General features: G+C 77.1%; 22 protein-coding genes and 1 pseudogene. 8 read left to right on the forward strand and 15 right to left on the reverse strand.

Going from position 1 to position 26,189, the window contains the following annotated elements; translation table 11 throughout:
- Window positions 1–92: 92 nt before the first annotated feature.
- Complete coding sequence (locus ACFUEL_RS05975) at window positions 93–539, reverse strand: DUF6299 family protein (protein ID WP_380234783.1); 447 nt, start codon at window positions 537–539, stop codon at window positions 93–95.
- Between the two features lie 355 nt (window positions 540–894).
- Here ACFUEL_RS05975 and asnB point away from each other — a divergent pair, with 355 nt between their 5' ends.
- Complete coding sequence (asnB, locus tag ACFUEL_RS05980; RefSeq protein WP_380234784.1) at window positions 895–2,748, forward strand: asparagine synthase (glutamine-hydrolyzing); 1,854 nt, start codon at window positions 895–897, stop codon at window positions 2,746–2,748.
- 96 nt (window positions 2,749–2,844) lie between these two features.
- Window positions 2,845–3,465 (forward strand): DNA-binding response regulator, encoded by a 621-nt coding sequence (locus tag ACFUEL_RS05985; protein WP_380234785.1) that lies wholly within the window; start codon window positions 2,845–2,847, stop codon window positions 3,463–3,465.
- 7 nt (window positions 3,466–3,472) lie between these two features.
- Here the strand turns inward: ACFUEL_RS05985 and ACFUEL_RS05990 are convergent, their stop codons facing one another.
- Window positions 3,473–5,224: a sensor histidine kinase gene (locus tag ACFUEL_RS05990; RefSeq protein ID WP_380234787.1), complete on the reverse strand. Its 1,752-nt coding sequence runs from the start codon at window positions 5,222–5,224 to the stop codon at window positions 3,473–3,475.
- A 119-nt stretch (window positions 5,225–5,343) separates the two neighbouring features.
- On the opposite strand from ACFUEL_RS05990, the gene ACFUEL_RS05995 reads away from it, so the two are divergent.
- Window positions 5,344–7,257 carry a serine hydrolase domain-containing protein gene (locus ACFUEL_RS05995; RefSeq protein ID WP_380234788.1) on the forward strand — a complete coding sequence of 638 codons (1,914 nt, stop codon included), beginning with the start codon at window positions 5,344–5,346 and terminating at the stop codon, window positions 7,255–7,257.
- An 83-nt stretch (window positions 7,258–7,340) separates the two neighbouring features.
- Here the strand turns inward: ACFUEL_RS05995 and ACFUEL_RS06000 are convergent, their stop codons facing one another.
- Both ACFUEL_RS06000 and ACFUEL_RS06005 read right to left on the reverse strand, forming a co-directional pair.
- Entirely contained in the window at window positions 7,341–8,081 is a 741-nt protein-coding gene (locus ACFUEL_RS06000) for a beta-glucanase (protein ID WP_380234789.1), read from the reverse strand.
- A 140-nt stretch (window positions 8,082–8,221) separates the two neighbouring features.
- A complete protein-coding gene (locus ACFUEL_RS06005) occupies window positions 8,222–8,737 on the reverse strand; it encodes a MarR family winged helix-turn-helix transcriptional regulator (RefSeq protein ID WP_380234790.1) in 516 nt (171 codons plus the stop codon).
- A gap of 80 nt (window positions 8,738–8,817) precedes the next feature.
- On the opposite strand from ACFUEL_RS06005, the gene ACFUEL_RS06010 reads away from it, so the two are divergent.
- Window positions 8,818–9,738: an LLM class flavin-dependent oxidoreductase gene (locus ACFUEL_RS06010; protein WP_380234791.1), complete on the forward strand. Its 921-nt coding sequence runs from the start codon at window positions 8,818–8,820 to the stop codon at window positions 9,736–9,738.
- A 3-nt stretch (window positions 9,739–9,741) separates the two neighbouring features.
- Here ACFUEL_RS06010 and ACFUEL_RS06015 read toward each other — a convergent pair whose 3' ends face one another.
- Window positions 9,742–10,689, reverse strand: a complete 948-nt coding sequence (locus ACFUEL_RS06015; RefSeq protein ID WP_380234792.1) for a HEAT repeat domain-containing protein — start codon at window positions 10,687–10,689, stop codon at window positions 9,742–9,744.
- Between the two features lie 42 nt (window positions 10,690–10,731).
- The gene (locus ACFUEL_RS06020; protein ID WP_380234793.1) at window positions 10,732–13,677 is read right to left on the reverse strand and encodes an FAD-binding and (Fe-S)-binding domain-containing protein; all 2,946 of its coding nucleotides are present in this window, start codon (window positions 13,675–13,677) and stop codon (window positions 10,732–10,734) included.
- A gap of 375 nt (window positions 13,678–14,052) precedes the next feature.
- Between ACFUEL_RS06020 and ACFUEL_RS06025 the strand changes: the two genes are divergently transcribed.
- A complete protein-coding gene (locus ACFUEL_RS06025; RefSeq protein WP_380234794.1) occupies window positions 14,053–15,228 on the forward strand; it encodes a magnesium and cobalt transport protein CorA in 1,176 nt (391 codons plus the stop codon).
- On the opposite strand, the gene ACFUEL_RS06030 is transcribed toward ACFUEL_RS06025, so the two are convergent.
- The 6 genes from ACFUEL_RS06030 to ACFUEL_RS06055 form a co-directional block, all read right to left on the reverse strand.
- Window positions 15,206–16,003, reverse strand: coding sequence for a hypothetical protein (locus ACFUEL_RS06030; RefSeq protein ID WP_380234795.1), 798 nt, complete (start codon window positions 16,001–16,003; stop codon window positions 15,206–15,208). The genes ACFUEL_RS06025 and ACFUEL_RS06030 overlap by 23 nt on opposite strands.
- Before the next feature lie 44 nt (window positions 16,004–16,047).
- Window positions 16,048–16,770: a sigma 54 modulation/S30EA ribosomal C-terminal domain-containing protein gene (locus ACFUEL_RS06035; RefSeq protein ID WP_380234796.1), complete on the reverse strand. Its 723-nt coding sequence runs from the start codon at window positions 16,768–16,770 to the stop codon at window positions 16,048–16,050.
- Window positions 16,771–17,098: 328 nt separating this feature from the next.
- Window positions 17,099–17,530, reverse strand: a complete 432-nt coding sequence (locus tag ACFUEL_RS06040) for a hypothetical protein (protein WP_380234797.1) — start codon at window positions 17,528–17,530, stop codon at window positions 17,099–17,101.
- Window positions 17,531–17,893: 363 nt separating this feature from the next.
- On the reverse strand, window positions 17,894–19,234 hold the full coding sequence (locus tag ACFUEL_RS06045; protein WP_380234798.1) for a GH1 family beta-glucosidase: 1,341 nt from the start codon (window positions 19,232–19,234) through the stop codon (window positions 17,894–17,896).
- Between the two features lie 165 nt (window positions 19,235–19,399).
- The gene (locus ACFUEL_RS06050) at window positions 19,400–19,807 is read right to left on the reverse strand and encodes a hypothetical protein (protein WP_380234800.1); all 408 of its coding nucleotides are present in this window, start codon (window positions 19,805–19,807) and stop codon (window positions 19,400–19,402) included.
- Between the two features lie 10 nt (window positions 19,808–19,817).
- Window positions 19,818–20,927 (reverse strand): molybdopterin-dependent oxidoreductase, encoded by a 1,110-nt coding sequence (locus ACFUEL_RS06055; RefSeq protein WP_380234816.1) that lies wholly within the window; start codon window positions 20,925–20,927, stop codon window positions 19,818–19,820.
- A 288-nt stretch (window positions 20,928–21,215) separates the two neighbouring features.
- Between ACFUEL_RS06055 and ACFUEL_RS06060 the strand changes: the two genes are divergently transcribed.
- From ACFUEL_RS06060 to ACFUEL_RS06070, 3 genes are read left to right on the forward strand one after another with little or no spacing between them, the layout of a single operon-like run.
- Entirely contained in the window at window positions 21,216–22,589 is a 1,374-nt protein-coding gene (locus ACFUEL_RS06060; RefSeq protein ID WP_380234802.1) for a hypothetical protein, read from the forward strand.
- Between the two features lie 52 nt (window positions 22,590–22,641).
- The gene (locus tag ACFUEL_RS06065) at window positions 22,642–23,370 is read left to right on the forward strand and encodes a molybdopterin-dependent oxidoreductase (RefSeq protein ID WP_380234804.1); all 729 of its coding nucleotides are present in this window, start codon (window positions 22,642–22,644) and stop codon (window positions 23,368–23,370) included.
- Window positions 23,354–23,959, forward strand: a complete 606-nt coding sequence (locus ACFUEL_RS06070) for a cytochrome b/b6 domain-containing protein (RefSeq protein WP_380234805.1) — start codon at window positions 23,354–23,356, stop codon at window positions 23,957–23,959. The genes ACFUEL_RS06065 and ACFUEL_RS06070 overlap by 17 nt, the downstream gene beginning before the upstream one ends.
- Before the next feature lie 76 nt (window positions 23,960–24,035).
- Here the strand turns inward: ACFUEL_RS06070 and ACFUEL_RS06075 are convergent, their stop codons facing one another.
- The 3 genes and pseudogenes from ACFUEL_RS06075 to ACFUEL_RS06085 all read right to left on the reverse strand — a co-directional run.
- Entirely contained in the window at window positions 24,036–24,746 is a 711-nt protein-coding gene (locus ACFUEL_RS06075; RefSeq protein ID WP_380234807.1) for a methyltransferase domain-containing protein, read from the reverse strand.
- Complete coding sequence (locus ACFUEL_RS06080; RefSeq protein WP_380234817.1) at window positions 24,743–25,246, reverse strand: DUF2064 domain-containing protein; 504 nt, start codon at window positions 25,244–25,246, stop codon at window positions 24,743–24,745. Before ACFUEL_RS06080 ends, ACFUEL_RS06075 begins: the two co-directional genes overlap by 4 nt.
- Window positions 25,247–25,345: 99 nt before the next feature.
- A pseudogene (locus ACFUEL_RS06085) lies at window positions 25,346–26,053 on the reverse strand (glycosyltransferase family 2 protein); the annotation flags it as partial.
- Window positions 26,054–26,189 lie beyond the last annotated feature (136 nt).

Genomic DNA, 26,189 nt, shown 5'->3' on the forward strand with positions numbered 1-26,189 from the left:
CGTCCCAGTTCACCACCGGGCGGTGGCCGCCGCGACAGGGGGGTGCCCGGCCGGGCGGGTCCGGACCCGCCCGGCCGCGGGGTGACGGGGGGTCAGTTCGCGGGGGCCCGGAGGTCGACGGTCCGGGTGTCGCTCGCGATGACGGTGGTCAGGAGGATGACCGGGTAGGTTCCCGGCCGCATCCAGGACACGCCGGCGCTGACGTCGACCGGGCCGACGGTGTAGAGCTGCTCCCGGGCGGGGCGCCTCCGGTCGGTGAAGGTGTGCTCGGTGCCGTCGCAGGTGGCGCCCCTGTACATGCCGAGCGTGCTGGTGAGGAGGCCCACCCCGGCGGGGAGCGGCGAGCAGCGGTAGGTGCCCGAGAGGGTCACGTACCCGTTGGCGTCGACGGTGCCGGCGGGGTCGAGGGCCACCGTCGCGGTGACGGTGCCGGCCGGCTCCCCGGGGGTGGCCGCCCGGGCCGGCGAGGCGGTCCAGAAGCCGGACAGCAGGGCGGCGGACAGGGCGGTGGACAGCACGGCAGTGGCGGGGCGTCGCATGGCGGGTCTCTCCTCGCAGCGGGTCGCGGATCGGTCCGGACCGGTTGTGAGGACGGTAGCGAGCCCCCCGCCGCGGAACGCGGTGCTCCGCCACGGGGTGCCCCGCGCGGCGCCGATGCTGCCTGTTCGGGCCAGATGTGCGGGCAGGGGAGGGGAGTTGAGGGGGCGTCGGCGCAGGTGGGGCGGGGGCCGTCGGTGGCCCGAACTGGATGTACATGACCAACACTTGGTTGTCGAGTGCACCCATCCCGCCTAGCGTCGTGGCGCCGGCGCGGCCGTACGGGAGACGGCCCCGCCCCCGCCACCACCGGGGGCGGTGCGGCGCCGGCCCTCCGAGGAAGGGCCACCACCTCGCATGTGCGGGATCACCGGATGGGTCTCGTTCGACCGGGACCTGAGCACGGAGCACGCCACCCTCGCCGCGATGACCGCCACCATGGCCTGCCGCGGCCCGGACGCCGCCGGCGTCTGGCTCGGCACCCACGTCGGCCTCGGCCACCGGCGCCTGGCCGTCATCGACCTCGACGGCGGCCGCCAGCCGATGGCCGCCGAGCACGACGGCCGCACCGTGCTGGTCACCACCTACAGCGGCGAGATCTACAACTACCGCGAACTGCGCGCCGAACTGGCCGCCCGCGGCCACGCCTTCCGCACCGACAGCGACACCGAGGTCGCCCTGCACGCCTACCTGGAGTGGGGCGAGGCGTTCACCGGGCACCTCAACGGCATGTACGCCTTCGCGCTCTGGGACCCGCGCACCGAGGAACTCCTGCTGGTGCGCGACCGGATGGGCATCAAACCGCTCTACTACTGGCCCACCGCCGACGGCGTGCTGTTCGGCTCCGAGCCCAAGGCGATCCTCGCCCACCCCGAGGCGCACGCCGCCGTCGACGCCGAGGGCCTGGCCGAACTGCTCGCCTTCACCAAGACCCCCGGCCACGCCGTCTACCGCGGCATGCACGAACTCAAGCCCGGCCACACCCTGCGGGTGCACCGCGGCGGCCGCACCGAACGCCGCTACTGGGCGCTGGAGTCGTACGAGCACACCGACGACCTGCCCACCACCATCGCCACCGTCCGCGACCTGCTCGACGACATCGTCGCCCGCCAGCTGATCGCCGACGTCCCGCTGTGCACCCTGCTCTCCGGCGGCCTCGACTCCTCGGTGATCACCGCGCTCGCCGCCCGCGGCCTGGCCGCCGCCGGACAGGGCCCGGTGCGCTCCTTCGCCGTCGACTTCACCGGCCAGAGCGAGAACTTCGTCCCCAACGAACTGCGCGGCACCCCGGACGGCCCCTACGCGCACGCCCTGGCCCAGCACGTCGGCTCCGCGCACCGCGACATCGTGCTGGACACCGCCGACCTGACGGACCGCCGCCACCGGGACGCCGTGCTGGCCGCCCGCGACCTGCCCTCCGGCCTCGGCGAGGGCGACACCTCGCTGTACCTGCTGTTCAAGGCGATCCGCGAGCAGTCCACCGTCGCGCTGTCCGGCGAGTCCGCCGACGAGGTGTTCGGCGGCTACCTGTGGTTCCACGACCCGGCCGCCGTCGCCCACGACGGCTTCCCCTGGATGTACGCCCTCGCCAAGGGCTTCACCGGCGGCACCGCCCGGCTCGGCCCGCAGTCCCTGCTCGCCCCCGGCCTGCTCGCCAAGCTCGACCTCCCCGGCTACCGGGACGCCCGCTACCGGGAGGCGCTCGCCGAAGTCCCCCGGCTGGCCGGGGAGAGCGGCCACGAACGCCGGATGCGCGAGATCGGCCACCTGCACCTGACCCGCTTCGTGCAGATCCTGCTCGACCGCAAGGACCGCACCTCGATGGCCGTCGGCCTGGAGGTCCGCGTCCCGTTCTGCGACCACCGGCTGGTCCAGTACGTCTTCAACACCCCCTGGGCGATGAAGAACTTCGACGGCCGGGAGAAGTCCCTGCTGCGCGCCGCCGCCCGCGACGTGCTGCCCGAGGCCGTCGCCCAGCGGGTCAAGAGCCCCTACCCCTCCACCCAGGACCCGCGCTACGCCGAGGCGCTGCGCGCCGAACTGCGCGAACTGCTGGCCCACCGCGACGCCCCCGTCCGCGACCTGATCGACCCCGCCGCCACCGCCGCGGCCGTCGCCGGCGCCTCCGGCGGCGACGTGCGCAACGCCGGGGAGGTGGTGCTGCTGCTGGACGGCTGGCTGCGCCGCCACCGGGTGTCGCTGGAGCTGTAGCGCGACCGGTCCCGCCGCGGCCGCGGGCGGCGGCGGGACCCGGCCCCGGCCGCCCGCATATCCTGGGGCCTCCGGGACGCGGGGGGACGGGACGACATGGTGAGAGTGCTGCTGGCCGAGGACATGCACCTGGTGCGCGGCGCGCTGCGGGCGCTGCTCGCCGAGGCCGGCGACATCGAGGTGGTGGCCGAGACCGGGCACGGCGACCAGGTGCTGCCCGCCGCGCTCGCCCACCGGCCGGACGTCGCGGTGCTCGACGTCGACCTGCCCGGCGCCGACGGCATCGCCGGGACGGCCGCACTGCGCGAACGGCTGCCCGAGTGCCGGGTGCTGATCCTCACCGCCCACCGCCGGGTCGAGGTGCTGCGGGCCGCGCTCGCCGCCGGTGCCGCCGGGTTCATGCCCAAGGACGCGCCCCCCGACCGCCTGGCCGACGCCGTCCGCCGGGTCGCCGCCGGGGAGAGCGCCGTCGACCCCGACCTGGCCGCCCGCGCCCTGACCGCCCCCGCCAGCCCGCTCACCGAACGCGAGGCCCAGGCCCTCGGGCTGGCCGCGGCGGGCTGGGAACCGCGCGAGATCGCCAAACGGCTGCACCTGTCGGCCGGGACGGTCCGCAACTACCTGGCCGCCGCGCAGCTCAAACTCGACGCCCGGACCAGGCTGGACGCCGTCCGCATCGCCCGCGAGGCCGGCTGGCTGCCGCACCCGGACGCCTGACGGCCCGTCAATTCCCCTGCTGAGCTGTCGAACCGGCCAAAACGCCGACGGGCAGCGCCAGTTCGAGGAGCCAGCCGCCGTTCCCGTCGGGGGCGGAGGAGAAGGCGGCGCGCCGGGCGGCGGCACGGGCGGCCAGGTTGGGCGTGCCGTGGCCCGAAGTGCCGTGCCGGGGGCGGTCGGTGGGGGCGAGGGCGCGGTCGTTGGCCAGGCGCAGGCCGTGCGGGCCCAGCTCCAGGACGCAGCGGGTCGCGCGGCTGTGCCGGAGCAGGTTGGTGGTGCCCTCGCGCAGCACGGCCGCCAACAGCGGGCGGTCCGCCGACGGGACGTCGCCGGGGCCGCCGGTGCGGGCCAGTGCGATGCCAGCCGCCGCCAACAGCGCCTCGGTGGAGGCGAGTTCGGCGGACAGCTCGAGGACCGCCCCGCCCTCGGACACCGCCCGGAGCTCGCCCAGCGTCCGTTCGGCGAACTCGGCGGCCCGCGCCAGGTGTCCGGCGGACGGCCGCCGCAGGGCGAGTTCGGCACTCACCGCGACGGCGGCCAGCCCCGAACCGAGCAGGTCGTGCACGTCCCGGGCGATCCGCCGCCGCTCCCGGGCCACCGCCAGCTCGGCCAGCGCCCGCCGGGCCTCCCGGACCTGGTGCACCATCGCGGTGAGCAGCGCCAGCCCGTAGCAGACCAGCGCGATGGTGACCACGTCCACCGCCGCCGCCCCGCTCACCGCGCCCGCCGCCGCCACCGCCGCGGCCAGCACCGGCCACCCGGCGGCCGGCGGCAGCAGCACCAGCGCCGACGCGGCGGCGAACGCCAGCAGTTGCGGGTGCGGACCGCCCGGTCCGAACAGCACCGCCACCGCCAGGGCGCACTGCAGCGCCCACGTCCACCCGAACCCGGCCGGGCGCACCCCCGGCGGCCGGGGCAGCGAGTGCCGGACCTGCAAACCGGTCACCACCGCCAACGCGCCCAGCAGGGCGGTCAGTTGGAGCGGCGTCAGCCGACGCTCCGCCAGGTAGGCCACGCCCACGGCCAGGTACCCGGCGTGCACCGCCACCAGGACCGGCAGCACCGGCGCGGGCAGCGGGCCGTCCGGCGCGCCCCCGTCCGCTCCGGGCCCCGGCGCCGCCCGGACCCCGGCCGCCGCCCGCCGCGCGGTCGCCGCCACCCCCGCCGCGTCGCCCGCCGCCGCCAACCGCAGCACCGCCGCCAGCGGCACCCCGAGCGCCGCGTCCAGATGGAGGGCCGCCCGCCGCCGCTCCTCGGCCACCCGCGCGGACGCCAACCTGCCCCGGGCGGCGTGCAGTTCGGCGTACCGGTGGAACAACCTGGTCAGCGCGTACACCGTCAGCCCCTGGGCGAGCGCGTTGCCCGCGCCGTTCGCCGCCCCGTACGGGCTGTCCGCCGGTACTGCCGCGGCCGCCACCACCAGCGCGAACAGCACCCAGCGCACCGGACGGCGCACCAGCAGCAGCACCGAGGCCGCCGCGAACCCCGGCACGCCCGACCACGGGGCCAGCAGCAGCTGCGCCGCCAGCGTCCAGGCCCCGCGCAGCCGCGCCGTCCACGGCAGGCAGTGCACCGCCTGCACCCCGAACGCCACCCACGCCACCGGGTGCGGCCACCACCCGCCGTCGGAGGGCGAGGCCATCCCGAACATCGCCCCCAGCAGCACCAGCGACAGCACCACCGGCCCCGGCAGGCCCTCGTCCCCGCCTTCGTCCCCGCCCGGCTCCCCGCCCGCGTCCCCGTCGTCTCCCCTGAACATGCGGGCCATTGTGCCGGGCCGGACCGCGGCGGCGGACGCCCGGGGCGATGTGCAGAATGCATGCCGGCAGGTGCGCCGCGCACTGCCGCGGAGCCCCGACCCGGCCGAATGATCGGATCATGAACGCCTCCCGGCCGGCCCTGCTCGCCCTCGCCCTCGCCGCCCTGCTCCCGCTCGCCGCCGCCGCGCCCGCGTCGGCCGCCGACCCCGCCGTCCCCGCCGACCTCGGCGGGCTGATCGACCGCACCGTCACCGAGCAGCTGCGGCGCGACCGGATCCCCGGCGCGGCCGTCGCCGTGGTCAGCGGCGACCAGGTGCTGCTGCGCGGCTACGGCGTCGCCGACACCGCCGCCGGCACCCCCGTCGACCCGGAGCGGACCGGGTTCCACCTCGGCTCGCTGGCCAAGCTGTTCACCGCGCAGAGCGCCGCCCGACTGGCCGCCGCCGGAAAGCTCGACCCGGCGGCCGACGTCAACCGCTACCTGCCGCCCGGCAACCGGATACCCGACAGCTACCCCGGCCGCCCGGTCACCACCGATCACCTGCTCACCCACACGGCCGGCTTCGACAGCGACCTGGTCGGCGTCAACTCGGCCACCCCCGACGGGCTCCCCACCCTCGCCCGGAGCCTCGCCGAGCACCGCCCGGCCCGGGTACGGCCGCCCGGCACGCTCGTCGCGTACGACAACTACGGTGCCGCCCTGGCCGGTCTGGTGGTCGAACGGGTCTCGGGACGGCCGTTCGCCGAACAGGTCCAGGACACCGTGCTCGGGCCGCTCGGCATGAGCCGCACCTCCTTCGCCCAGCCGCACCCCGCCGGCCTCACCCCCGCCCGCGGCTACCGGCCCGACGGCGCCGACGGCTGGACCGAGGAGCACGGCCAGTACGGCCCGTGGACACCCAGCGGCCCCGGCGGCATCACCACCGCCGCCGACATGTCCCGCTGGCTGCGCGACCAGCTCGCCCCCGACCCGGCCGCCCGCCTGATGCAGACCGTCCACTACCGGCAGGACCCCGGACTGCCCGGCATGGGCTGGGCGTACGAGCAGTGGACCCGCGACGGCTTCACCGGCTGGTTCAAGGACGGCGACCTGCCCGGCTTCCACGGCAACCTGCTGATCCTGCCCGAACAGCACCTCGGCGTGTACGTGGTCTACAACGGCGACGGCACCGACGGTACGGCCGGCTGGGACGGCAAGCAGCTGATCCGGGCGATCGTCGACACCCTCCCCGGCGGACACCCCCCGACCGCCGGCGCGGATGCGGCCGACGCGGACGCGGTGGGCGGCGCGGACGCCGGGCGGGACGCCGGGACGTACCTGGCCGCCCGGGTCAGCCGGGACAGCATGATGCGCACCGAGGAACTGTTCGGCACCGTCACCGTCACCGCGGAGGGCACCGGACTGCGCACCGAAGGGCTCGCGCTCGACCCCCGCGCGAGCGCCCGGCACTGGTCGCCGCTCGGTGACGGCCGCTACCGGGAACGCGGCGGCCAGGCCGAGATCGCCTTCCGGGACGGCGTGCTGACCGCCTCCGACACCCCGTCCACGGCCTACCGCCGACTCGCCTGGCGCGAGCGGCCCGGCCCCCGGCTGACCGTGCTCGGTACCGCCCTCGCCGTGCTGCTCACCGCCGTCGTCGCCGTCCCGGCCACCGCGCTCACCCGCCGGCTGCGCCGCCGCCCCGCCCACCCGCTCCCGGCCCGTGCCGCCCGGGCGGCCGGCGCGCTGGCCGGGCTGCTGGCCGCCGGGTTCCTGGTCGCGCTGCTGGCCCTGGTCTCGGACGGCAACGCGATGATGGAGGCCGTCCCGCTCGGCACCCCGCTCGCCCTCGCCCCCACCTGGTGGGGGGCCGCCGTCCCGCCCGTCGCGCTCGCCGTCGCCGCCGGGGCCGTCGCGGGCTGGCTGCGCCACTGGTGGCGGCTGCCCGGCCGGATCGCGATGACGGCGATCGCGCTGGCCGCCGCGGTGTTCACGGCGTTCCTGGCCGACTACCACCTGATCGCGGGGCCGTTCGGCGTGCTGCTGGGCTGAGCGCGCCGGGCGGCAGGGCGCGCCGGAGGGCTGAGCGCGCCGGGTGGCAGGGCGCGCAGGGTGGGTAGGTGGCGCGGGCGGGGTCAGTGCGGGCGGCGGACGGTCAGGCCGCGGCAGCGCCAGGACAGCCGGCGGGCGTTGGCGCGCGGTCGGCGGTGGCCGTAACGGCCGCCCGCCACCGACAGGTTGACGATGATCCAGGCCCGCCAGTCGGGGCCGACGCCGCGGCCGTCGGCGTACACCTCGCGGCCGTCCAGCTCCCAGCGCACCGAGTCGGCGCCGAAGGTGCAGGCGACGGCGAACCAGCGGCCCGGCGTCACCAGCCCGTCCAGGTAGGCCGGGTCGCCGGGGCGGACGTGGTTGCTCAGCTCCAGCATCCGCGGGTGGCCGTCGTGGTGCTCCAGCACGTCCACCTCCCCGTGGCCGGGCTGCGGCTGCCCGGGTGCGGCGTCCCGCCCCCAGGTCCAGATCGCGGGCCAGGCGCCCTGGTCGGCCGTCACCTGGCAGCGCGCCTCCAGCCGGTCCCCGGGGCGCAGTTCGAAGCCGCCCGCGGTGCCCTCGGTGGTCACCAGCGGGGTGCGCCAACTGCCCGCGCTCTCCCGCAGCGCGGTGAACCTGTCCCCGTCCGGGCCGTAGCCGGCCGCCAGGTGGTCGAGCTTGTTGTCGCCGGTGTTGCGCCCACCCGGCGGGTACGCGGAGGTGGTCCCGGCGGCCCACTGCGAGCGGTCCGAGAACGGGGCGTCGAACACGACGGGCGCCGAGGAGGCGCCGGCGGGCGGGGACTGGTCGGACGGCGGGGACGGGTCGGACGGCGGAGTGGTCACTCGGTCACGCTCCGGTGGTGCGGTGAGGCAGGGGCAACCCGGGGCATTCCCGGCGAAACACCCCGCCATCCCTCGACCGCCGGGCGTGCGGAAGTGCGCCGGGGCGTGCGGTGGCGCACCGCGGCGCGCGCCCGCCCGCTTCAGGAGTCCCGGTCGTCGGCTCCGGCGGGTGCGGCGTCTCCGGCGGGCTCGGCGTCTCCGGCTGCTCCGGCCGTTCCGGCGGTTCCGGTGGCGAGGACGCGCAGGGCGGCGCGCAGGGCGTCCGCGTCGGGGGCGGGGAGGGCGGCCAGGAACTCGCGTTCGGTGCGCAGGCGGGTGCGTTCCGCCCGGTCGAGCAGCCGCCGCCCCCCGTCGGTCAGCCGGACGATGTTCTTGCGGCGGTCGGCGGGGCTGCGGACGCGTTCGGCCAGCGATTTCGCCTCCAGGGCGTCGACCAGGGCGACCATCGTGGTGCGGTCCACGCCGAGGCGTCCGGCGGCCTCCTGCTGGGAGAGCGGGACGTCGGAGGCGAGCACGGCGAGCACGGCCAGTTCGCGCCCGTCCGTGCCGAGCGGGGCGAGCGCCCGGGCCGAGGCTTCGGCGTAGCGCAGGTGGGCGTGCTTGAGCAGGTAGCCGAGCCGGTCGGTGAGTTGCTCGGGGCGGGCGTCGCTCGTCATGCGGCGAGGATAGCCGGGGCCGCTGATGTTCAGTGTGAATGATAGTCAGTGGTGCTGACGATCGGCTACGCTGACGGAACATGGACCGACTCACCCCGCCGGGCGTCACGTTCGGCGTCAAGACCACACCCATGCGCGTCAGTTACCCCGAGATCCTGCGGGTCTGGGAGGAGGCCGACGAGCTCCCCGAACTCGCCGACGCCTGGCTCTGGGACCACCTGATGCCCCTGGCCGGCCCCAAGGACGGTGACGTCCTGGAGGGCTGGACGCTGCTCAGCGCGCTCGCCGCCCGCACCCGGCGGCTGCGGCTCGGCCTGCTGGTCACCGCCAACCCGCTGCGCCACCCCGCGCTGCTCGGCAAGATGGCCACCACCGTCGACGTGCTCTCCGGCGGACGGCTCGTCATGGGCCTGGGCGTCGGCGGCACCCACCAACCCGCCGGCGCGGGCGGCATCGCGGGCGAGAACCCCGCCGTCGCCGAGTACGCCGGCTACGGGCTGAACCTGGTGCCGCCCGGCGAGGGCATCGCCCGGCTCGCCGAGACGATCGAGGTGCTGCGCGGCATGTGGAGCGGCGAGGCGTTCGACTACGCCGGGCGCTGGACGACGCTGACCGGCAACCACAACCGGCCGGGCCCGGTGCAGCGCCCCGGCCCGCCGATCCTGATCGGCGGCTGGGGGACGAGACTGCTGCGCCTGGTCGCCGAACGGGCCGACATCTGGAACGTGCCCGGCCCGCCGCACAACGGCGTCGCCGCCGTCGCCGAACGCGCCCGGGTGCTGGACGCGCACTGCGCCGCGATCGGCCGCGACCCCGCGACGCTCACCCGCTCCGTGCAGTACATCGTCTCCTACCAGGACCCGGCCGGGGACCGGGCCGTGCTCGCCGAGCTGATCGCCGCGGGCTTCACCCACCTGGTGCTCAGCCTGCGCGCGCCCTACCCGCCGGGCGTCGCCAAGTGGCTGGTGGAGGAGATCGTCCGGCCGCTGCGGGGGGAGTAGGCGTCAGGCGGCGGGCGGGAAGTCGGCGTCGACCAGCTCGGCCGCCCGGGACGGGTCCTGGCCGGCGCGGCGGAGCAGGGCGGCCACCAGGTAGCCGTCCGGGACGGAGGGGTGGCGGACCCGCAGTTCCAGGTCGGCGGAGAAGCGCGGCCAGACCAGCGCGGCGTCCAGGTCGGGGCGCCGGACGGCCAGCTCCTCCAGCAGCCGCCAGGCCAGCGCGGAACGCTCCGCGCGCCGGGCCGGGTCGCAGGCGTCCAGGGCCGCCGCGATCCGCCGGTCCTCCGGCCGCTCCGCCGCCAACTCGGCGAGCACCGGTAGCAGTTCGGGCCGGCCGAGGACCGCGGCGGCGGACGGCGTCAGCGGGTGCGGCTGCACGTACGTCTCCAGCAGGTCGATTAGCCGGGGCAGCACCGAGACGTCCTGGCGATTGGCCAGGCCGCGCACCGCCTCCTCGGCGACCTCCTCGTCCTCGTCGTCCAGCCGCTCGCGCAGCGCGGCCCGGACCGCCGGGCCGTACGCCTCGCCCTGGGTGCCCAGCCCGAACACCGCCGCGTCCCGCACCGCCGGGGACGCGTCCCGGCTCAGCGCCAGCAGGGCGCGCACCCGGGGCGAGTCCTGGACGGGCTCGCCGACGAACGGCAGCACCTGCGCCACCGCGAGGCGGACGGCCCCGTCCGGGTGGGCGGCCAGCTCCAGCAGTACCGGCAGCGCCCGTTCGTCCTGCGCCGCCCCCAGCACCTCCACCAGCGCGGACAGCGCGAGCCCGTCCGGCTCCCGCTGCGCCCGGGGCAGCACGGTCTTCACCGCCCAGGCCCGCAGCGCGTCCGCCCCGGGCGCGGTGCGCGCCGCCAGCCGCCGGTACCCGGCGGCCCGTCGGGAGGGCTCGGCGGACGACAGCAGGGCGGCCGCCGCGCGCAGGTTTTTGTCCGGGGCCCGGGTCTGCTCGCTCACGCGCCCGAGTGTGGCCCGTCCGCGGCGGTGCGCGCCACGCGATTACCGGGCCGGGCGGGTGGCCGCCTCCAGGGCGATCAGCACGGAGCGGTACCTGCGGCCGGTGGCGTGGTCCATGCCGATCTCGCACGTCCGGTTGGCGCTCAGGTGGTCGTCGAAGCTCCGGGCGAGCACCTCGGCGGCCTCGTGCCTGGTCGCCGAGGCGGTCAGCTCCTCGTGCAGCAGGCCGCGGTCGCCCGCGAAGCCGCAGCACTCCGCGTACACCGGGGTCACCACCTCGGCGCTGAGCGCCCCGGCGACGGCCGCCAGGTCGCCGACCACGTCCAGGTGGCGCATCGAGCAGGTGGGGTGCAGCACGGCGCCGGCCAGCGGGGCGGTGACGGTCAGGTGCGGGAGCAGGCCGGCCGCCCAGGTGGTGGAGTCGACGACGGTCAGCCGGGCGTGCAGTTCCTGGTTGCGGGCGGTCAGGTAGGGCAGCACCTCCTCGGCGATGCCGAGCGTGCACGAGGAGGCGTCGACCACCAGCGGCAGTTCGCCGCGGCCGGTCCACTCCCAGGCCCGCTCGACGATCCGGTTCGCCATCAGCGCGTTGCCGTCCTCGTAGCCCTTGGAGTGCCAGATGGTCGCGCAGCACGTCCCCGGCAGGTCGGCGGGGATCCACACCGGCTTTCCGGCCCGCCGGGAGACGTCGACCACCGCCTGCGGCAGCGAGACGTGCTCCCCGCCGCCGGTGGAGTCGAAGATCCGGTTCACGCAGGCCACGTAGTAGACGGCGGCGGCCTCGGAGCGGGGCCCGGTGGGCGGCAGCGCCTTCGCCGCGCCGGACGGGATCTCCGGCAGCCAGGCCGGGACGAGGTCGGGCCGGACGGCGGCGCGGGCCGCACCGGTGGCGGCCGCCAGCAGCCGGTCGGGCAGGTGGGCGGCCGCGTCCAGACCGGTGCGGGCGGCGGCCTCCAGCAGCGCGAAGCGGTCGGCGGCCGTCGCGGCGCCGCGCTCCTCGAAGGCGGAGTGCCGACGGTGCCGGAAGTCCTTCATCAGCGCGCCGGTGTCGATGCCCACCGGGCAGGCCAGCTTGCAGGTGGAGTCGCCCGCGCAGGTGTCCACCGCGTCGTAGCCGTACGAGCCGAGCAGCTCGTCCAGCACCTTCGAGCCGTCCGCCTGCCGGGTCATCTCGCGGCGCAGCACGATCCGCTGGCGCGGCGAGGTGGTCAGGTCGCGGCTGGGGCAGACCGCCTCGCAGAAGCCGCACTCGATGCACGGATCGGCGACCGCCTCCACCGTCGGGATCGACTTGAGGCCCTTGAGGTGGATCTCCGGGTCGCGGCTGAGCACCACCCCCGGGGCGAGGACGCCGTGCGGGTCGAACAACTCCTTGATCCGCCACATCAGCGCGGTCGCCTGCTCGCCCCACTCCAGCGCCAGGTACGGCGCGATGTTGCGCCCGGTGGCGTGCTCGGCCTTCAGCGCGCCGTCGAAGCGCTCGACGGTCATCGCGCAGAACGCGTCCATGAACGCGGCGTAGCGGCGGACGTCCTCCGGGCGGGAGGCGTCGAAGGTCAGCAGGAAGTGCAGGTTGCCGTGCGCGGCGTGCCCGGAGACGGCCGCGTCGAAGCCGTGCGCGGCCTGGAGTTCGAGCAGCGCCGTGCACGCCTCGGCCAGCCGGGCGGGCGGGACGGCGAAGTCCTCGGTGATCAGCGTGGTGCCGGACGGGCGGGCCCCGCCGACCGCCGTCACGAACGCCTCCCGGGCGTGCCAGTAGACGGCGGCCACGGCCCGGTCGCGGGTGAAGGCGTTGCCGGCGGAGGCCACCGGGCGGACCAGCCGCAGCCCCTCGACGGCGCGCCGGGCGGCCGCCTCGTACCCGTCGAGCGTCTCGTCGTCCGGGGCGCGGAACTCCACCAGCAGGGCCGCCACCTCGCGCGGGATCCCGGCCCAGTCGTCCGGGACGCCCGGCACCGGGGCCAGCGCGCGCAGCGTGTTGCCGTCCATCAGCTCCACCGCGCGGGCGCCCAGGTCGTTGAAGCCCGGCACGGCCGCCGCCGCGTCCGCCAGCGACGGGAAGAACAGCAGCGCGGTGGAGGCACGGGGCTCCAGCGGCACCGTCTCGAACACCGTGTCCGCGATGAAGCCGAGGGTGCCCTCCGAACCGACCACCAGGCCGCGCAGGACCTCCACCGGGGTGCCGCCGTCCAGCAGCGCGTCCAGCCGGTAGCCGTTGGTGTTCTTCAGCTCGTACTTCGCCCGGATCCGGGCCACCAGCGCGGCGTCCGCCTCCACCTCCCGCTTCAGCGCCAACAGGCCCGCGCAGAGCGCCGGTTCGGCCTCCCGCAGCCGCTCGTCGGCGTCCGCCGCGCCGGTGTCCACCACGGTGCCGGACGGCAGCACGAACGTCACCTCGGACAGCAGCCGGTAGGAGTTGCGGGCGGTGCCCGCCGTCATCCCGCACGCGTTGTTCGCCACCACCCCGCCCACCGTGGCCACCCGCCCGCTCGCCGGGTCCGGCCCCAGCAGCCGCCCGTGCCGGGCCAGCGCCGCGTTCGCCCGCAGCACCGTGGTGCCCGGCGCGATCCGGGCGCGCACGCCGTCCGGCAGCAGTTGCGCCCCGGCCCGGAGGCCCGTCCCCGCCCAGGCCCGGCGGACGTCCACCAGGATGTCCTCGCCCTGCGCCTGCCCGTTCAGCGACGTCCCCGCCGCCCGGAACACCAGGGTGCGGCCGTTGCGGTGCGCGTACCCGAACACGGCCGCCACGTCCTGCACCGTCTCGGCGAGCACCACCACCTGCGGCACGAAGCGGTACGGGCTCGCGTCGGAGGCGTACTTCACCAGGTCCGACACCCCGCTCAGCACCTTCGCCCCGCCCAGCAGCTCCACCAGGCCCGCCCGCAGCGGCTCCGGCGTCCCGCCCGCCCGCGCGTCCGGGACCCTGTCCGGCGAGTCCAACAGCTCGGCGGGGCGCAGCAGTTGCGGGGACGGGACGAAGAGCGGCACGGCGCAGGTCCTTCTCGCGGAGGTCCGGGGGGAGGGGCGGGGACGGTCCGTCGACCCGCCGCGCCCAGCCTGGCACCCCGACCGGTCGGAACGGCCGCACGACGCGCGGGGCTAGACTGGGCCGCGGTCGAGACGCTCCCCCGGGGCGTCCGGGGCGCCCAGGAGGTGAGAGCAGTGGAGTGCAGTAGTCCGGGCCGAAGTCGGCCCCGCTCCGGGAAGTTCCCACCCGCTCCTGGCCCCCGGCAGCACCGCCCGCGCCGCACCGCCCGCTGAACCCCGCGTTCGCACCGGCACCGCCCCGCGCCGCCCGCCCCCGGGGACCGCCGCCCGCCCCTCCGTCCGGGCCCGGCGGCACAGACCCGTGGAGGTACCGCCGTGTCCGACTGGCGTGTGCGCGCCGTGCGCGCGAGCAAGCGACCCTTCAGCCGTACCCCCGCCCGGCGCCCCGCCGACCGCGCCGCGGCCCCCGAACACTCCATGGACCCGCGCTCCGACCAGGGCCACGACACCGACCGGCCCGCCGCGCTGGAACACTCCGTCGTCGACGCCGCCGTCTACCGCGACGGCCACCGGATAGCGGCCCCCGCCGGCCTCGCCGAGATCTACCGCGAACTCCCCGGCAAGCCCGGCACCATGGCCTGGATCGGCCTCTACCGCCCCGCCGAAGCCCAACTCGTCGAAGCCGCCGAACAGTTCGACCTGCACGAACTCGCCCTCGAGGACGCCATCGTCGCCCACCAGCGCCCCAAGCTGGAACGCTACGGCGACACCCTGTTCGTGGTGCTGCGCGCCGCCCGCTACCTCGACGACGTCGAGGAGGTCGACTTCGGCGAGGTCCACCTCTTCGTCGGCCCCGACTTCGTCCTCACCGTCCGGCACTCCCAGTCACCCGACATCTCCACCGTCCGCAGCCGCCTCGAAGCCGACCCCGAACTCCTCGCCCTGGGCCCCGAAGCCGTCCTCTACGCCGTCCTCGACGCCGTCGTCGACGGCTACGCCCCCGTCATCGCCGGCCTCCAGCACGACATCGACGAGATCGAGACCGAGGTCTTCGGCGGCGACCCCCAGGTCTCCCGCCGCATCTACGAACTCTCCCGCGAGGTCATCGAGTTCCAGCGCGCCACCGGCCCGCTGCTGGAGATCATGCGCGCCCTCGAGGGCGGCTTCCAGAAGTACGGCACCGACGAGGAGCTCCAGCGCTACCTGCGCGACGTCGCCGACCACGCCACCTACGCCGCCGAACGCGTCGACGGCTTCCGGCAGATGCTCCAGAACATCCTCACCGTCAACGCCACCCTCGTCTCCCAGCGCCAGAACGAGGAGATGAAGCAACTCGCCGAAGCCGGCCACGCCCAGAACGACGAGATCAAGAAGATCTCCTCCTGGGCCGCCATCCTGTTCGCCCCCACCCTCATCGGCACCGTCTACGGCATGAACTTCGAAGAGATGCCGGAGCTGCACTGGGCCTTCGGCTACCCCTTCGCGATCGGCCTGATGGGCGTGGTCTGCGTCAGCCTCTACCTGATCTTCAAGCGGCGCAACTGGCTGTAGCCGACACCGGCGGGTCCGGGCCCGGACCCGCCGCGCGCGGACGTCCAGCGGGACGCTGCCCTGCCCGACTGCCTTCGGAGCAACGGGAGTTCAGTACACCCACTCCGGGCAGTACTGGACGTGCAGGAGGCCCGGGAGGCGGGGGTCGCGGCAGGTGGGGGCGGGGAAGAGTTCGACGCACTCGTGGCCGGCGCGGGGGGCGGGGGGCGCGGTGGTGGGCGGCCGGGGCCTCGACGCGCAGGGTGCGCAGGGCGGCGCCGGCGTCGCGGAAGGCCGGGGCACTGCCGGTGACGAAGAGGGTCCCGGCGGCGGTGGCGAAGTGCAGGTGGTCGCGGAAGTCGCGGTGGTGGAAGCGCCCGGCGGAGCGGGGTCCGGCCGGGAAGTCGTCCGCCGGGGTGCCGGTGGTCTGCGGGCGGCCGGGCCCGAGGCGGGAGCGGACGTCCTTCCAGGCGCTGGGGCGGAACCGCAGCGAGTGGTGGGCCAGGACGAGGTCGAGAGCGGGGTGTTCGCCCTGGTACATCGGGGTGGTGGACGGCCCGGCGGGGGCGGGCCGGTCGCGCAGCGGAAGGTGGACCAGGGTGTGCGGGGAGCGGGCGGCCAGTGCCCACATCGCCAGCAGCCGGGTCAGGCCCGCACGGTCCGCGTACAGGGTCAGCCAGTGGTACTCGTCCCGCAGGGCGAGCCGCCCGGGACCGGATGCGGAGCGGAGGACGCGGTACTCACGGGAGCCTGAGCGCACGCGGTGCACGGTGACCTGCTGCTGTTCCCCCGTCATGCCCCGGGACCCTAACGGAGCGGGCCCGGCCCGGCACGCGGATTTCAGGCCGGGGCGAGCAGGGCGAGGTGGCCGTCGAGGCGGCGGTACAGGACGCGGCCGCGGCGGGTGGCCGGGTCGGTGTAGAAGAGGTGGGGCAGGTCGGCGGCGGTCAGCCGGGCGGCGGCCTGCCGGTCGGTGAGCACCGGGGCCGGGTGCGGGCTGAGGGTGAGCGGGGTGGCGGGTCGGCGCGGCGGGCCGGCGGGCCGGGTGCGGGCCAGCCGGTAGCCGGTGGGGCCGATCCGGTGGACGACGGCGTCGGTCTCGGTGGCCGGGTCGGTGAACAGGTGGATGCCGTAGTCCATGGCGTCCAGGGTGCGCACCGCCGCGTCGGGTGAACACCACACCAGGACGGGCGACTTGACGCGGACGATGCGGGTGGAGGAGGACGCCGCCGGGGCGGGCGCGGCGGACGGCCAGGGACGGGGGCACCAGCTCGCGGAGACGGCGCGGACGCGCTGGCGCAGGCCGTCCGCGAGCCGCTCGGCGGCCTCGCCCGCGGTGCGGGCCGCGAGCTGGACGCGGATCCGGCGCCCGTCGACCTCCGCGTTGACCTGGGCGAGGACGCGCTCCGGCCCTGCGGTGAGCCGGATCCGGACGGCCTCGACCAGGGCGGAGGCGTCCCGGGCGGCGGCGGTGATCCGGGCGCGGGCGAGGGCGAGCGCGTCCCCGGGGACGGAGCAGGGGAGCGGAAGGACGGGAAGGAGGGGAAGGGGCGGGGTGGACACGGCGGGTGCTCCTTTCGGGCGGCGGGGGACGGTGGTGGGGCCGAGGGCGGGGCGGGCCGTTCCGGGGTGTCGGGGCCCGGGGTGCGCCGGACCGCCCGGCGGAGGAGGTGTCCGGGGGCGGCACGGCCCCCGCCGGGCGGCGGCGCTCCATGATCGTCCGCGGCGGGCCCGCCGTCCCAGGGCCGATGGTCCCGCCCGTGGCGGCCCGAGGGCCCCGGTTCCGGAGCCGTCCCGCGCCGGAAGGCCCCGGCCGGACGGGGGCTGACGGGCCGCCGGGCCGCCGGGCACCGGGCACCGGTGCTCCACCGGCGGCGCGGGGCGGTCCGGGTCAGGCGGCGAACGGGTGGACGTGCGGGCGGGGGAGCGGGCGCGGGTGCGGGTGCGGGGGTGCGGACGGGCGCGCGTGCATGGCGCGCAGGCCGGCGGCCAGGCGGGCCGGGTCCTGGCGGAGCCACAGCCGCAGCGCGGTGCCCAGCGCGGCGCAGGCACTGGGTACCGCGGGCGCCAGGCGGGCGGCCAGGGCCGGGAGCAGGTCGGCGAGCTCCGGCGGCAGCCAGACCGTCACGGCGCACGGGGCGGCCCGGCCCGGCGGCTCGGCGGAGGGCGGTACGTCCTGGGCGAGCAGCGCGGGCAGCACGTCCAGCAGCGCGTCCGCGACCACCTCGGACACGTCGCCCCGGTGCCCGCGGGCCAGCCACCGCAGCAGCGTCCGCTCCGCGGTGGTGAGCCGGACAGCCAGCATGACCTCGTCGGATTCCATCGCACGGCCTCCCTGGGCGCCCACGCCCACCCGATCGGCCCGCCGCGCGGGCCGGACACATCGCTGACCTGGGGTCACTGTCCACACCCGCCCCGGCGGTCCGGAAGGGCCGAACGGTCCCGGCCGCAGGGTCCGAACGGCGGTTCGCCGGGGGAGCGCGCCGGCCGGAGGCCGCCGTGCCGGACCGCTACGCCCCGCCCGCCGGGTTCCGCCGGGGCGCCTTCCGCGGACGCGGCGGCGCCGCCCTCCCCCGGGCACCGTCACCGAGAACGGCTGCTCCACCGGGCCGGGACCGTCCGGGTTCCGGCGGCGTGCCCGGTGCGCTTCCCGACGGCGGGGCGCCCGTGCGGCGGTCCCGCTCCGTCACCGTGCTGCGGACTTCGTCCGGTGCGCCGCGATCAGGTCCCGGTACCAGGCGAACGAGCACTTCGGGGTGCGCCGCTGCGTCGCGAAGTCGACGTGGACGAGGCCGAAGCGCTGGCTGTAGCCCTCCGCCCACTCGAAGTTGTCGAGCAGGGACCAGGTGTAGTAGCCGCGGACGTCGATGCCGTCGGCGCTCGCGCGGGCGAGGGCGTCGAGGTGGCCGGCCAGGTAGTCGATGCGGAAGGCGTCGTCGACGCCGTCGCCGGTGGAGCAGCCGTTCTCGGTGACGGTGATCGGGGGGAGGGCGGCGCCGTAGCGTTCGCGGAGGGTCAGCAGCAGTTCGTGCAGGCCCTCGGGGACGACGGGCCAGCCGAAGTGGGTGCGGGGGACGCCTTCGATCGGTGCTTCGGCGAAGGGCAGGCCGGGTTCGGTGGGGGCGGCGATCCGGGTGGGGTTGTAGTAGTTGACGCCCAGTCCGTCGAGCCCGGGGCCGGAGACCAGGTCGAGGTCGCCGTCCCGGACGGCTCCGCGCAGGTCCGGCCCGACCCCGTAGGCGGACAGGTCGGGGTAGCGGCCCAGCAGCAGGGGGTCGGTGAACAGGCGGTTGTGCAGGGTGTCGTAGGCGTCGGCGGCGGCCCGGTCCCCGGGGGCGTCGCTCGCCGCCCGCACCGGTGTCAGGTTGTTGGCGACCAGGACGCCGAGGCCCCGGGCGCGCAGTTCGGCGGCGGCCAGGCCGTGGGCGAGGAGTTGGTGGTGGGCGGCGGGCAGGGCGTCCAGCATCAGGGCCCGGCCGGGGGCGTGGACGCCGAGGGCGTAGCCGTACACCATGTGGACGAACGGCTCGTTCAGGGTGATCCAGGCCGGCACCCGGTCGCCCAGCCGGTCGGCGACGGCGCCCGCGTACTCGGCGAACAGGAAGGCGGTCTCCCGGCGCAGCCAGCCGCCCCCGTCCTCCAGGGCCTGCGGCAGGTCCCAGTGGAAGAGGGTGGGCAGCGGGGTGACGCCCGCGTCCAGCAGGCCGTCGACGAGCCGGTCGTAGAAGTCCAGCCCGGCGGGGTTCACGGGCCCGCGCCCGGTCGGCCGGACGCGGGGCCAGGCGATCGAGAACCGGTACCCGTCCACGCCCAGTTCCCGCATCAGCCCCACGTCCTGCGGCCACCGGCGGTAGTGGTCGCAGGCGACGCGTCCGCTCTCCCCGTCCTTCACCGCCCCGGGCCGCTCGCAGAACGCGTCCCAGACCGAGCGCCCCCGGCCGTCCTCGTCCACCGCGCCCTCGACCTGGTAGGCGGCGGTGGACACCCCCCAGCGGAACCCGGCGGGCAGATCGTGGCGGTCCGTCATGGCGACCCCCTTCGCGCTCGATAATATGAGTGCCGCTCACATTAGGGAGTCCGGCTGCCCGGCGCCAGGCACGGCGGGCGACCGGGCCCGGACCGGGCGAGGCGCCGACCGGGCGGCTGCCCGCCGCCCGCGACCGCACCCGCTCGCACGCCCTGGACGGCCCGGTCACCGGCCTTGCCGGGGTGCCTTCCCGGCGGTCCGGCGGACGAGGGCGGCGAGCGCGGCCACGGCGGCGGCCGCGGCGGTCACGACGAGGAACAGCAGCCAGTCGCGCAGGTAGGGCAGCGGCAGCAGGGTCGGGTTGCCGTGGTCGTCCCCGGCCCGCAGCACCGCCGGGACGGCCACCGCGCCCACCGCGGCCGCGACCACCAGCCAGCCGCGCAGCACCGGCCGGCCCGTCGCGGCCGCGCCGAGCGCGCACACCAGCGGCAGCCACAGCCCGTCGTGCAGCGCCACCAACCCGGCCGCCCACAGCAGCACGCCGAGCGGGTCGGTGACGTACGGGTCGGTCAGCAGGCCGACCAGGCCGCAGCCGAGCAGGGCGAGACCGCCCAGCAGCAGGGCACCGCGCACCGCCCGCACCTCAGGCCGCCTCGATCCGGGCGACCCACTTGGTCTGCAGCACCCCGGGCCGGTTCGGCGCCACGATCCGGGCCGGGAAGCCGTGGTCGGGCGTCAGCGGGCGGCCGTCGAGCGCGAGGGCGAGCAGGGTGAGCGGGTCGTCGGCGTACGCGGCGGGCATCTCGCTGACCCGGTACGGGCCGTCGGCCTCCAGGGAGGTGATCCGGACCGTCGACCCGGCCGGGATCCCGGCCCGGCGCAGCAGGTCGGCCAGCCGCACGCCCGTCCAGCGGGCCTCCGCGCTCCAGCCCTCGACGCAGGCGATCGGCAGGTCGGCGGTGCTCTGCGGCAGGGCCCGCAGCCCGGCCAGGCCGATCCGGTAGCCGGCCGGGCCGTCGACGGCCAGCTGCCAGTCGGCGGGGACGGCGGTGGTCCCGGCCTGCGCGGCGGTGCGGTTGACCGGGAGCCCGTCGGTGCCGGGGCGGCGCGGGGCGAACAGGTCGAGGCCGCGCAGCCAGGGCACCGACTGGCCCGCCGTGGTGAGGGTGACCGCGCCGACGGCGGCGGCCGTCGCCGCGAGCACGGCCCGCCGTCCGGGCAACGGGACGGCAGCGGCCCGGCGCCAGTGCGCGGCGATCACCGGCGCCTTGACGGCGAGGTGGACCAGCAGCGCGCCGACGGCCGTCCAGGCGGTCCAGTAGTGGGTCTGGCGGAACGGGAACGGCCACGGGTACCACTGCAGGGTGTTCAGCAGCCCGCTGAACAGCTCCAGCAGCACCGCCGCGACCAGCAGCGCGATCGACAGCCGCTCCAGCAGGTGCAGCACGCCGCGCGCGGGCGGCCAGGCGAACAGCCGCGGGTACACCGTCCACAGCTTCGCGCCCGCCAGCGGGATCGCGGCCAGTCCGGCGATCACGTGCAGGCCCTGGGTGACCCGGTAACCGTCCACCGGGCGGGACGGCAGCCGGTGCACCAGCCAGGGTGGTGGGTCCTGCAGCAGGTGGCTCACCAGGCCAGTGGCGAAGCACAGCAGCAGTGCCGCGCCCAGCCACCGGCCGAGCACCACCGCGGTGCGCGGCTCGTGCGCGGGGGAGCGGAACGCGCCCGGACGCAGCGGACCGCGCCGCAGCACGGCGGGCGGGGCGGGCGGCGGCGGGTCGAGGCGCCGCCGGGCGGGGGAGGAGTCGGGGTCCACGGAGCCATCGAAGCGCGCCCGGTGCCCGTGGCGGCGCTGCGGCGTGCTTACGGAATCCGAACGGGCCCGGCGTGCTCGCGGAGCCCGGACGGGCCCGGAGTGCTCACGGAACCCGGACGGGCCCGGACTGCTCACGGAACCCGGACGGGCCCGGAGTGCTTACGGAACCAGGACGGCGCACCGCGCCACGGTCGCGCGGGCGTCCGGCGGTGCGAGGGTGGGCCGGTGACCGCACGCCCCGTCCCGCTCTGCGCCCTCGCCGTCACCGCCCTGGCCGGCTGCCTCGCGCTGACCCTCACCACCGGCGGCACCCTCGGCAACCGTCCGCCGCTGTACGGCTGGTACGCCGCCGACGCCGTCCTGTTCGCGCTGTCGCTGCTCGCGCTGCGCCGGGTGCCGCAGCGGCAGGTGGCGCGGCTGGTGCTGGCCGGCGGCGTGCTGGTGGCCGCGGTCGGGCTGCTGGCCCCGCCCCGGACCAGTGACGACGCCTACCGCTACGGCTGGGACGGGAAGGTGCAGGCGGCGGGCGGCTCCCCGTACGCGCGCGCCCCCGGGGACCCGGCGCTGGCCCGACTGCGGGACGCGGGCCGGTTCCCGGTCGGCGACGGCTGCGCCGGGTGGGACGAGCGGCGCACCGCCGACGGGGCCTGCACCCGGATCAACCGGCCCGCCGTGCACACGATCTACCCGCCGCTGGCGGAGCTCTGGTTCCTCGCCCAGCACCCGTTCGGCGACGGCGTGCGGGTCGCCCAGGCGGCCGGGGCGGCGCTGGCGGTGGCGACCACCGGCGCGCTGCTGGCGGTGACGGGCGGACGGCGGCGAGCCGCGCTGTGGGCCTGGTGTCCGGGCGTCGCGGTGTGGGCGGTCAACGACGCGCACGTCGACGCCCTGGGCGCGCTGCTGACGGTGGCCGGCCTGGGCTGGGCGGCCCGCGGCCGGGCCGCGGCGGGCGGCGCGGCGCTGGGCGCGGCGACGGCGGTGAAGCTGCTGCCCGTGCTGGCCCTGCCGGGCGCGCTGTCGGGTGCGTTGTCGGGTGCGCTGTCGGGTGCGCGCTCCCGCCGCCCGACCCGCGCCGACCTGCGCCTGCTCGGGGCCGCCGCCGGGGTGTTCGTCCTCTCCTACCTGCCGTACCTGGCGCTCTCCGGGACGGGCGTGCTCGGCTACCTCCCCGGCTACCTGCGCGAGGAGGGCTACCGGCAGGGCCACCTGGAGCGGTTCGGCCTGCTGCGCCTGGTGCTGCCCGACCGGCTCGCGCCGTGGGCCGGGGCCGCGCTGCTCGCCGCCCTGGTGTGGCGGGTGCTGCGGCACGGCGACCCGGCGCGGCCCTGGCGGGGCGCGCTGACGGTCACCGGCGGGGCGCTGCTGCTGGCGGCCCCCGCCTACCCCTGGTACGGGCTGCTGGTGGTGGCGCTGGCGGCGCTGGACGGCCGCTGGGAGTGGCTGGCGGTGCCCGCGGCCGGGCAGTTGCTGTACCTGGCGGGCGGCAGCCGGGTGCAACAACTCGCCTACGGCGCAGCCCTGTTGGTGATCGTGGTGGTGTCCGTCCGGCGGGCCGGGCGGTGGCCGCGGCCGGTCGGCGCACAGATGACGGAAGTCTGACGGCGCGCCCGCGCCCCTGGGCAACGGCGTCCCCGGCTGGTCCAATCACCCCGTGGACGAGGACAGGAACGACGACAAGGACGAAGCGACCCGCGGTGCCCCGGTGGGGCGCCGGGTGGTGCTCGGGCTGCTCGGCCTCGGCGCGGCCGGGGTCGCGGCGGGGCCCTGGCTGCAGCGCGCCCAGGACGCGGTGGTGCGCAACGACCCGACGGGGCTGAGCCGGGCGCTGCCCGGCGGGGGCGGGTTCCGGTACTACTCGGTGACCGCCTCGGTGCCCGAACGCGGCGAGGCCGACTACACCCTGACCGTCGACGGCCTGGTGGAGCGGCCCGCCACCCTGCGCCTCGCCGACCTGCGGGCACTCACCCAGCGGCGGATCGTCCACGACGTGCAGTGCGTCACCGGGTGGCGGGTGCCCGCGACCCCGTTCGAGGGCGTCCCGCTGTCCGCGCTGCTGGACGCCGCCGGGGTCCGGCCGGAGGGCCGGGCGGTGAGCTTCGGCTGCTTCGACGGCGCCTACACCGAGAGCCTGACGCTGGAACAGGCCCGCCGCGACGACGTCCTGGTGGCGCTGCGGATGCAGGACGCCCCGATCGGCCACGCCCACGGCGGCCCGGTGCGCCTGTACGTCGCCCCGATGTACTTCTACAAGTCCGCCAAGTGGCTCTCCACGATCACCGTCACCGACACCGTCCGCCCCGGCTACTGGGAACGGCTCGGCTACGACGTGGACGCCTGGGTCGGCCGGTCGAACGGACGCGACGATGACCCCACCGCCTGACCGCCGCCCCCGCTTCGCCCCCGCCCAGCGCCGGGCCCACCGCGCCACCGCCGCGCTGATGCTCACCTGCCTGGCCACCGCAGCCTGCCTCTACCTGCCGCCGCTGGCCCAACTCGTCGGCCGCCGACGCCTGGTGGCCGCCGTGCACGAGTGGAGCGGCCTGCTGCTGCCCGTCCCGCTGCTGCTCGCCCTGGCGACCCGGGCGATGCGCCGCGACGCCGCCCGCCTCGGCCGGTTCACCGCCGCCGACCGCACCTGGCTGCGCACCGTGCGCCGCCGCCGGGCCGGCCCGCGCCCGGCCGGGAAGTTCAACGCCGGACAGAAGCTGTACGCGCAGTGGACGCTCGGCACGATGCTGGTGATGCTCGGCACCGGCCTGCTGATGTGGTGCACCGGCCTGGCGCCCGCGGTGTGGCGCACCGGGGCCACCTTCGTGCACGACTGGTTCGCGTTCGCCGTCGCCGCGGTGGTGCTCGGCCACCTGCGGATGGCGTACCTGGACCCGGAGGCCCGGCGCGGCATGCGCACCGGCACCGTCGACCGCGAGTGGGCCGAGCGCGAGCACCCGCAGTGGGCGGAGCGGGACTGACCCGCCGTCAGGAACGGGGTCGGTCCGCCGTGAGGGACGGGGCCGGTCCGCCGTCAGGAACGGGGCCGGTCCGCGGTCAGGAACGCGACAGCGCCAGGAACGAACGGCCGTGCGAGACCCAGTGCTCGGCCTGCTCCAGGCCGGTGGCACGGGCGTGCCGCAGCGTCGCGGCGGGCCCGCAGCGCGCCCAGCGGAACGGCGGCCCGGCGCCGTCCGGGCCCTCCACCCGGACGTCCGCCACCTCGTCCACCTCCTGCGCCGCGGTCTCCACCAGCAGCAGGCCGCCCGGGGCCAGCAGCGCACCCGCCCGGGCCAGCAGGGCGGCCGGGTCGCCGCCGATGCCGAGGTTGCCGTCGGCGAGCAGCACCCCGCCCCAGCGGCCCTCGGCGGGCAGCCGGTCGAACACCGAGCGGCGCAGCGCGAGACCGCCCAGGTGGGCGGTGCGTTCCACCGACGCCGCGCAGACGTCCACCCCGAGCGCGGGCACGCCCGCCCCCAGCAGCGCCGCCACCAGCCGTCCGGGACCGCAGCCCAGGTCCAGCACCGGCGCGGTCAGGCCCAGGCAGCGCAGCACCAGCCCGTGGTCCGCCCCGGCGGCGGGTGCGCACCAGCGCTCCACCTCCAGCAGCAGCCGCGAACCGTCCGCCCGGCGCAGCCACAGCGGGCCCCGCCCGGCCCGCACGGCCCGTCCGAACGGGTCGTCGACCCAGGGCTCGGCGGTCCGGGATCCGGCGGCCCGGGGCTCCGCGGTCCGGGGCTCCGCGGGCTCCGCGCGGAGGGCGTTCACTCGGCCGCGGGCTGCGCGGCGCGCAGCCGTCCGTGCCGGGCGGCGAAGAGCGTGCCGGGCGCCAGCGCGGCGACCCGGGCGGCGTCGTCCGGCCCGTCCACGTCCAGCAGCGTCGGCAGTTCGCGGACCGCCAGGCCGCCCGTCGCCAGCCGGTCCCGGACGTGGCGGCCGGTGTCGGCGGTCGACATCGGCACGCCGTGCAGCAGCCGCTCGGCCAGGCGGGCGTCCGGGCGGGCCAGGCCCAGGGCCCAGAAGCCGCCGTCCTCGGCCGGGCCGAACCAGGCGTCGGCGCCCGGACGCTCGGCCGCGGACAGCGGCGCGGCGAGGACGGCCGGGTCGAGCTGCGGGGTGTCCGAGCCGACCAGCAGCGCCGGGGCGTGCGGGGCGAGCCGGGCGGCGTGGGCGAACGCGGCGGCGATCCGGCGGTCCAGGCCGCCCCCGCACTGCGGCACCACCTCCCAGCCCGGCGGCAGCCAGCGGCCCGGCGCACCGTCCAGCACCAGCAGGCGCCGACCGGCCGGGACGCGGGCCAGCGCGGCCAGGGTGTCGGCGAGGGCGGCCTCGGCCAGGTCGGCGGCCTGCCCGGGGGTGAACGCCGGGGTCAGCCGGGTCTTCGAACGGCCGGGCTCCGGGGCCTTGGTGATCAGCAGCAGGGTCGGCGGCGGGGCCGCGAGCACCGCGCGCATGTCGCGCACCGCCTGCCGGGTGCCGCGCACCGTCCCGGTCACCTTCGAGCGGCCCGCCCGCGGCCGGTAGTCGACCGGCACCTCGGCGATCCGCAGGCCCGCCGCCGACGCCGAGAGCACCGCCTCCAGCGGGTAGCCCGAGCGCCGGTCGCCCAGCCCGAGGTCCAGCAGCCGCTCCCGGCGCGCCGCCCGCATCGGCCCGAGGTCATGCAGCTCGGCGCCCGTCACCGCGCGCAGCCGGCGGGCCAGCACCAGGTTCGCCAGCCGGGCGTGCGGCGGCCACGCTCCGAACGAGACCGGCCGCCGCCGCCCCAGCACCAGGTCGGCCGTCCCCGCCGCCACCGGGCCGACCACGCGCGGCAGTTGCGCCGGGTCCAGCGACCCGTCGCAGTCCAGGAAGCACACGAACTCGGCGTCGGCCGCCAGCAGCCCGGCGTGGCAGGCCGCGCCGAAGCCCCGGCGCGGCTCCGCCACCACCGTCGCACCCAGCCCGGCCGCGATCCGCGCCGAACCGTCCCGCGAACCGTTGTCGACCACGATCGCCCGCCAGCCGGCCGGCACCCGGCCCAGCACCCAGGGCAGCGCCCGCGCCTCGTCCAGGCAGGGCAGCACCACGTCCACCGGGGACGGGAGAAGAGCCGGGGACGGGAGAAGAGGAGGAGTCACGACCGCCACGCTAACCAGGCCCGGCCCCGCCGCGGCCGAGTCGCGCCCTTACGGAAGTCGAACGGCGGGCCCGCCCGGCGGAGGACCTTAC

Source organism: Kitasatospora sp. NPDC057198 (genome assembly GCF_042670125.1).
GTDB lineage: Bacteria > Actinomycetota > Actinomycetes > Streptomycetales > Streptomycetaceae > Kitasatospora.